The organism is Synechococcus sp. R3-13 (assembly GCF_047462195.1).
GTDB lineage: Bacteria > Cyanobacteriota > Cyanobacteriia > Thermostichales > Thermostichaceae > Thermostichus.
The window spans coordinates 1-6521 of sequence record NZ_JANSIO010000013.1; the positions used below are offsets into that span (position 1 = coordinate 1).

General features: G+C 59.9%; 4 protein-coding genes. 3 read left to right on the forward strand and 1 reads right to left on the reverse strand.

Translation table 11 applies throughout. The features are described 5' to 3' along the window. Positions 1-26: 26 nt before the first annotated feature. Positions 27-1949 (reverse strand): biosynthetic arginine decarboxylase, encoded by a 1923-nt coding sequence (speA, locus tag NW856_RS00320; protein WP_414398487.1) that lies wholly within the window; start codon positions 1947-1949, stop codon positions 27-29. 447 nt (positions 1950-2396) lie between these two features. On the opposite strand from speA, the gene pstS reads away from it, so the two are divergent. The 3 genes from pstS to NW856_RS00335 all read left to right on the forward strand — a co-directional run. Beyond that, on the forward strand, positions 2397-3497 hold the full coding sequence (pstS, locus tag NW856_RS00325) for a phosphate ABC transporter substrate-binding protein PstS (RefSeq protein ID WP_414398490.1): 1101 nt from the start codon (positions 2397-2399) through the stop codon (positions 3495-3497). 248 nt (positions 3498-3745) lie between these two features. Beyond that, positions 3746-5638, forward strand: coding sequence for a molecular chaperone DnaK (gene dnaK / locus NW856_RS00330; RefSeq protein WP_414398493.1), 1893 nt, complete (start codon positions 3746-3748; stop codon positions 5636-5638). A 208-nt stretch (positions 5639-5846) separates the two neighbouring features. Then, positions 5847-6521: DnaJ domain-containing protein (locus tag NW856_RS00335; protein ID WP_414398494.1), on the forward strand; the 675-nt coding region annotated here is incomplete at its 3' end.

Genomic DNA, 6521 nt, shown 5'->3' on the forward strand with positions numbered 1-6521 from the left:
CGCTTTAGCGGTCGGAGTCGGGTAGTTTACTGCAAGTAGGTGTAGGCCCGCAGATTGTCTTCAAAGTGCTGCTGCAAGGCGCGGGCTTGATCCAGCGTGATCTGCCCTCGCTGCAGGGCGGTCTCGGTGGCGTGGTGGAGGGTCTCCACCAGATCTTCGCTGTTGTACTGCACCCAGCTCAGCACCTCGCCGATGGTGTCCCCCTTGATGACTTGGGAAACGTGGTAGCCGCCGGGGCGGGAGCGAATATGCACCGCGTTGGTATCGCCAAACAGGTTGTGCAGATCCCCTAGGATCTCCTGGTAGGCACCCCCCAGAAACACCCCCAGTAGGTAGGGATGCCCGTCAGGATCATGCAGCGGCAAAACCGAGGTGATTTGCCCGTCTTCGCCAAAGAAGCGGTTGATCTTGCCGTCGCTGTCGCAGGTCAGATCCGCCAGGGTAGCCCATTGGCGTGGCTCCTCATCCAGACGGTGGATGGGCATGATGGGGAAGACCTGGTCGATGGCCCAGCTATCCGGCAGGGATTGGAACAGGGAGAAATTGCCGTAGTAGATGCTGGCCAGCATCTCGTCCAGATCCAGGAGATCCACTGCCACGGGGTGCCCTGCTTGGTGCTGCTCGTAGGCCAAGGTGCAGATCTTGTCGGAGCAGTTCCAGAACAGCCGCTCCACTTCAGCTCGCTCCTGCAAGCTGAGGGCTCCCTCGGTGAACTGACGCAGAGCAGCCTCCTTCAGCTCCTGACAACGGCGGTAATTGACCACCAGAGTATCGGGCTGGATTTGGTAGTAAAGCTGGTTTAGCTTCTGGATCACCTCCGCATCGGAAGTGAGCTGGGTGGGCATGGGGTAGGGGCTGGCAGCGTTGACATCTTGCACGTCAAACACCAGCACCGACTGGTGGGACATGAGGGCGCGTCCGCTTTCGGTCACCAGTACCGGCGGCTGGATCCCGTGGGGTTCTAGGGCGGTTAGCACGGTCTGCACCACGGTGGCGGCGTAGTCCTCCATGCTGTAGCTCTGGGAAAAAGGATTGGGGGACTGGGATCCGTCGTAATCAACCCCCAAGCCACCGCCGATATCCAGGTAGCCCATGGGTGCCCCCAGCTTGGTGAGTTCGATGTAGATTTGGCTGGCTTCCCGCACGGCTCGTCCATGCACGCTCACCATCGAGATCTGGGAGCCGATGTGGTAGTGCAACAGGCGTAGACAATGCAGCTTGCCCGCTTCCCGCAGCCGTTCCACCACTTGCAAAATCTCGGTGGCCGTGAGGCCGAACTTAGCCCGATCCCCAGCCGAGGTGCCCCAGCGCCCGCTCCCTTGGGCCGAGAGTTTGGCCCGCACCCCCAAGATGGGGTCGATGCCCAGTTGGTCGGCAGCCTGCAGCACCAGCTCCAGCTCTTGCAGCCGCTCCAAAACGATGATCGGGGTGCGCCCCAGCCGCTGGGCCAAGAGGGCCGTCTCCATAAAGTCGCGGTCTTTGTAGCCGTTGCAGATCAACAAAGCCCCAGGAGTATCCAGCAGAGCCAGGGCAATCAACAGCTCCGGTTTGGATCCCGCCTCCAGGCCAAAGTGGTAGGCACGACCGTGTTTCACCACTTCTTCTACCAGGTGGCGCTGCTGGTTCACCTTGACGGGATAGACCCCTCGATACACGTTGGGGTAGCCAAAGCGCTGGATGGCCTGCTGAAAGCTCTCGCAAATTTGCCGCATGCGGTCGGCCACGATCTCGGGAAAGCGAATCAAGAGGGGCAACTGCAGGCCCCGCGCCACCAGATCCATCACCAAGTGGTACAGGTCAATGCCCGGTTCCTGCTGCTGTAAGCCCTGTGGGGTCACCTCCACATGACCGGCGGCGTTGATACGGAAGTAGGGATCCCCCCAACCTGAGATGCGATAGAGCTTTTCGCTGTCTCGCAGTGTCCAGGGAGAACGAGTCAAAGTCGGCATAGTAGTCCCCCAGATACCGAGATGTGAACAGCGCAGGATTTCTGCACAGAATCCACAATATATTGCCCTATTCCAGAATACGTCAAGGTTTTTCCAATGCGGGGGGACTCAGGCCCAAAAACCGCTAAGCCTTGCCAGACAAGGCTTTGGCTTGGGGATCTCTGTGCAACTGCCGCAGAACTCAGCTCGCTCAATCTCTTGTTTGCGCTGTTTTTCTTTGTTTTTCTCTTGAATTCTCCATTTTCTGTCTTTCCTTTCTGAGCTTGGGTCGGATCCCGACTTTTGCTGGGAAGCGTAGCGAGGAATACGGGGATGGCGCAGAGGGAAAGACAGCCACCTGGGGAAAGTGGGCCACGCACGGGATCCCAAGAGCTCTCGCCGGCAACCCTTGACAGGGCCCCGTGGGCAAGACAAGGATCGGGGCGGTGACCTCGGAGAACCTGAACCATGGCTCAACTGCCCCGCTTCCGTCGCCGAGAAGTGTTGCTTTCTTTATTGGCCACCGGCGCTACCTTGAGTGCTTGTCAAAGGGGATCCCGTTCTGACCAACCCAGCGGCAGGGATCCTGTTCCTGCCTCCGGCAGCCAGTCCTCCGACAAAGTTTTGCTGATCAACGGAGCCGGGGCCACCTTTCCGGCTCCTCTTTACTTGCGCTGGTTTTCCGATTACCGCCAGGTGGATCCCAAGGTGGAGATCAATTTCCAACCGGTGGGCAGCGCCGCCGGGATCCGGCAATTTATTGACCAGACAGTGGACTTTGCCGCCAGTGATGTGGCCATGACCGATGCCGAGATCGCCGAGGTGAAGCGGGGTGTGGTCATGATCCCGATGACCGCAGGCAGCATTGCCGTAGGCTACAACCTGCCGGGGATCCCTTCTGGACTCAAGCTGTCTCGACCCGTTTTGGTGAAGATCTTTCGCGGCCAAATCGACCAGTGGCGGGATCCGGAGATCCTGGCCCTGAACCCGGAGCTAACCATTCCCGATCTGCCCATCACCGTCTGCTACCGCTCCGATGGCAGCGGCACCACCGATACCTTTACCCGCCACCTGGCGGCCATCGATCCGGCTTGGGCCTCGGAAGTCGGTGCTGGCATGTCGCTGGAGTGGCCGGTGGGCATTGGGGTGAAAGGCAACGAGGGCATGAGCGCCCAAATGCTTCTCAGCGAAGGGGTGATCGGCTACGTGGAGTCGGTCTATGCCTGCGAGCTGGATCTGTCGGTGGCAGCTCTGGAGAACCGCCGCGGCGAGTTCATTCTCCCCTCCCCGGAAGCCTCGGCCCTGGCCTTGAGCGAAATTGAGCTGCCGGAAAACCTGCGGGCTTTTGTGCCGGATCCCGCTGGCCCTGGAGCGTATCCCATCGTCACCTACACCTGGATCCTGACCTACCGCCGGTACTCGGATCCCGCCATGGCCGCCGCCTTGCAAGCCGTGCTGCGTTGGGCCCTCACCGAAGGGCAATCCCTGGCCAAAACTATGGGTTACCTTCCCCTGGCTGAAACCGTTGTGGCCCGCAGCCTCGAAGCCCTGCAACTCATTCAAAGCTAGGTTCCAAAACCGCACCAATCCCGCTTGCCCGGACACAGCAGGTACGGAGATCCGTAATGGGTCCGCTTTTCAGCCCCGAGAAATGGGCGGCATTCTCGCCCTGGTCTCGCCAACCAGCTGGTTAGGATCGACCCAGGAAGTGACCAAGCATCTGCGGGATTTTCACAGATTGGCTGCCCAAGCTACTTCACACAGGCTGGCGGCGGTAACCGAAGCAATGTACTCAAGAAGAGGAGAATAAGGAGCCGATGGGAAAAGTTGTAGGAATTGACCTGGGCACAACCAACTCGGTTGTCGCCGTAATGGAGGGGGGTGTCCCCACCGTCATCGCCAATGCTGAGGGTACTCGCACCACACCCTCGGTGGTCGCCTTCACCAAAGATGGAGAGCGCCTGGTGGGCCAAATGGCCCGCCGCCAAGCGGTGCTCAACCCGGAAAACACGTTCTACTCGGTTAAGCGGTTCATCGGTCGTAGGTACGATGAGCTGAATGCCGACTCCAAGCGGGTCTCCTACCAGGTACGGCGGGATGAGCGGGGCAATGTCAAACTGTACGCACCCCGCCTGAACAAGGAATTTGCGCCGGAAGAGATTTCGGCCATGGTGCTGCGCAAGCTAGCGGATGATGCCAGCCGCTACCTGGGCCAGCCGGTCACCCAAGCGGTGATCACGGTTCCTGCTTACTTTAATGACTCGCAGCGGCAGGCCACCAAAGATGCGGGCCGCATTGCCGGTTTGGAAGTGCTGCGCATCATCAACGAGCCGACAGCAGCCTCTTTGGCCTACGGCTTGGACAAGCGCAACAACGAGACCATCCTCGTCTTCGACCTGGGCGGCGGCACCTTCGACGTGTCCATCCTGGAAGTGGGGGATGGTGTTTTCGAGGTGAAATCCACCAGCGGCGATACGCAGTTGGGCGGCGATGACTTCGACAAGAAGATCGTCGATTGGATGGCCGAGCAGTTTAAGCAAATGGAAGGGATCGACCTGCGGCAAGACCGGCAGGCGCTGCAACGGCTAACGGAAGCTGCGGAAAAAGCCAAGATCGAGCTGTCCAGCGTTTCCGAAACCACCATCAACCTGCCCTTCATCACTGCCACTGCCGATGGGCCCAAACACCTGGAGCTGAAGCTCTCCCGCGCTCAATTTGAACACCTCTGTGCCGACCTGCTGGAGCGCTGCAAGGGGCCGGTGGAACAAGCCCTGCGGGATGCCAAGCTCACCAAGGCCGACATCAACGAAGTGGTGCTGGTGGGGGGATCCACCCGCATTCCGGCAGTGCAGCGGCTGGTGAGGGAGCTGCTGGGCAAAGAACCCAACCAAAGTGTCAACCCCGATGAGGTGGTGGCGGTTGGGGCGGCCATCCAAGCGGGTGTGCTGGCGGGCGAAGTCAAAGACGTGCTGCTGCTGGATGTCACCCCCTTGTCCTTGGGGGTGGAAACCCTGGGCGGCGTGGCCACCAAGCTCATCCCGCGCAACACCACCATCCCCACCCGCAAGTCGGAGATCTTCTCCACTGCCGAAGATGGGCAGACCTCCGTGGAAATCCACGTGGTGCAAGGGGAGCGGGAGCTGGCCCGCGACAACAAATCTCTGGGCCGCTTCAAGCTGGACGGGATCCCGCCGGCCCCCCGCGGTGTGCCGCAGATCGAGGTCACCTTCGACATCGACGCCAACGGCATCCTCAAGGTGACGGCCAAAGACAAAGGCAGCGGCAAAGAGCAGAGCATCTCCATCACCGGCGCCTCTACTTTGGATAGCAAAGAGGTGGAGCGCATGATTGCTGAGGCAGAAAAATACGCTGCCGAAGACCGGGCCCGCCGGGAGAAAATTGAGCGCCGCAACAAGGCCGACTCGCTGGCCTACCAAGCCGAGCGGCAGTTGAAGGAGTTGGGCGACAAGATCTCCTCCAGCAAACGCAGCCAAATCGAGACTCTGGTGCGAGAACTGCGGGAGGCCATCCAGCGGGAGGACGACAGCGCCATCCAGAGCAAAGAGCGGGAGCTGCAAGAGGCTCTCTACGCCATGAGCAGCGAGCTGTATCAACAGCCTGGGGCCTCCTCTAGCTCCGCTTCCGGCTCAGGGAAGACCTCCGGCGGCAGCGATGATGTGATCGATGCCGACTTCACCGAGAGCAAGTGACTGCTCAGGGATCCCTCCGTGGGCCGCGGGCCCAGGGCGGATCCCGCCCTTACTTGTAGCGCCGATAATGAGGAGGGACGGGATGGGCGATGGCGTCTAGCCCGCCTCCTCATTTTCTTCAGTAGGTCGGAGGGAAGGAGCCCTTGCCGGGGACGCCTAGCCTCGTGGTTTTCTGCCCACTCTCAGCGATTTGCCTGCGGACGCCTCCATGCAAAACTTTAAGGACTACTACAAGATTTTGGGGGTCAGCAAAACGGCCACTGCCGATGAGGTGAAACAAGCCTATCGGCGCCTAGCCCGCAAGTATCACCCAGATGTCAACCCCAACGACAAAGCGGCTGAAGAGAAATTCAAAGACATTAACGAAGCCTACGAAGTTCTCTCGGATCCCAGCAAGCGCAGGCAATACGACCAATTTGGCCAATACTATCAGCAGGGCGGGTTTCGCTCCAGCCGCGATGCCTACACCTACAGCAGCAGCCCCTTCAGCCAAGACTTTGGGGGGAGCGGATTTGGGGGGAGTGGCGTCGATTTCAGCCAATTTGATGATTTTCAAGACTTCATCGATCAACTGCTGGGCCGGGTGCGCAGCCAAACCACAGACCGCAGCAGCGGATTTTCGGGATCCACTGGCAACACCAGTTACGATGCTGAGGCCACCATCCAGATCAGCATTCCAGAAGCTTTTGAGGGGGGCAAGCGTCGCCTGCGGGTGGGCGGGGATCGCGTGCTCGAGGTAAACATCCCGCCGGGAATTACGCCAGGGAAGCGGATTCGCCTGCGCGGCCAAGGCCACCCCAACCCCAACGGCGGTGCCGGTGATCTGTACCTTAAAATTGAGCTGAAAGACCACCCCTTCTATCACCTAGAGGGATTCGACGTT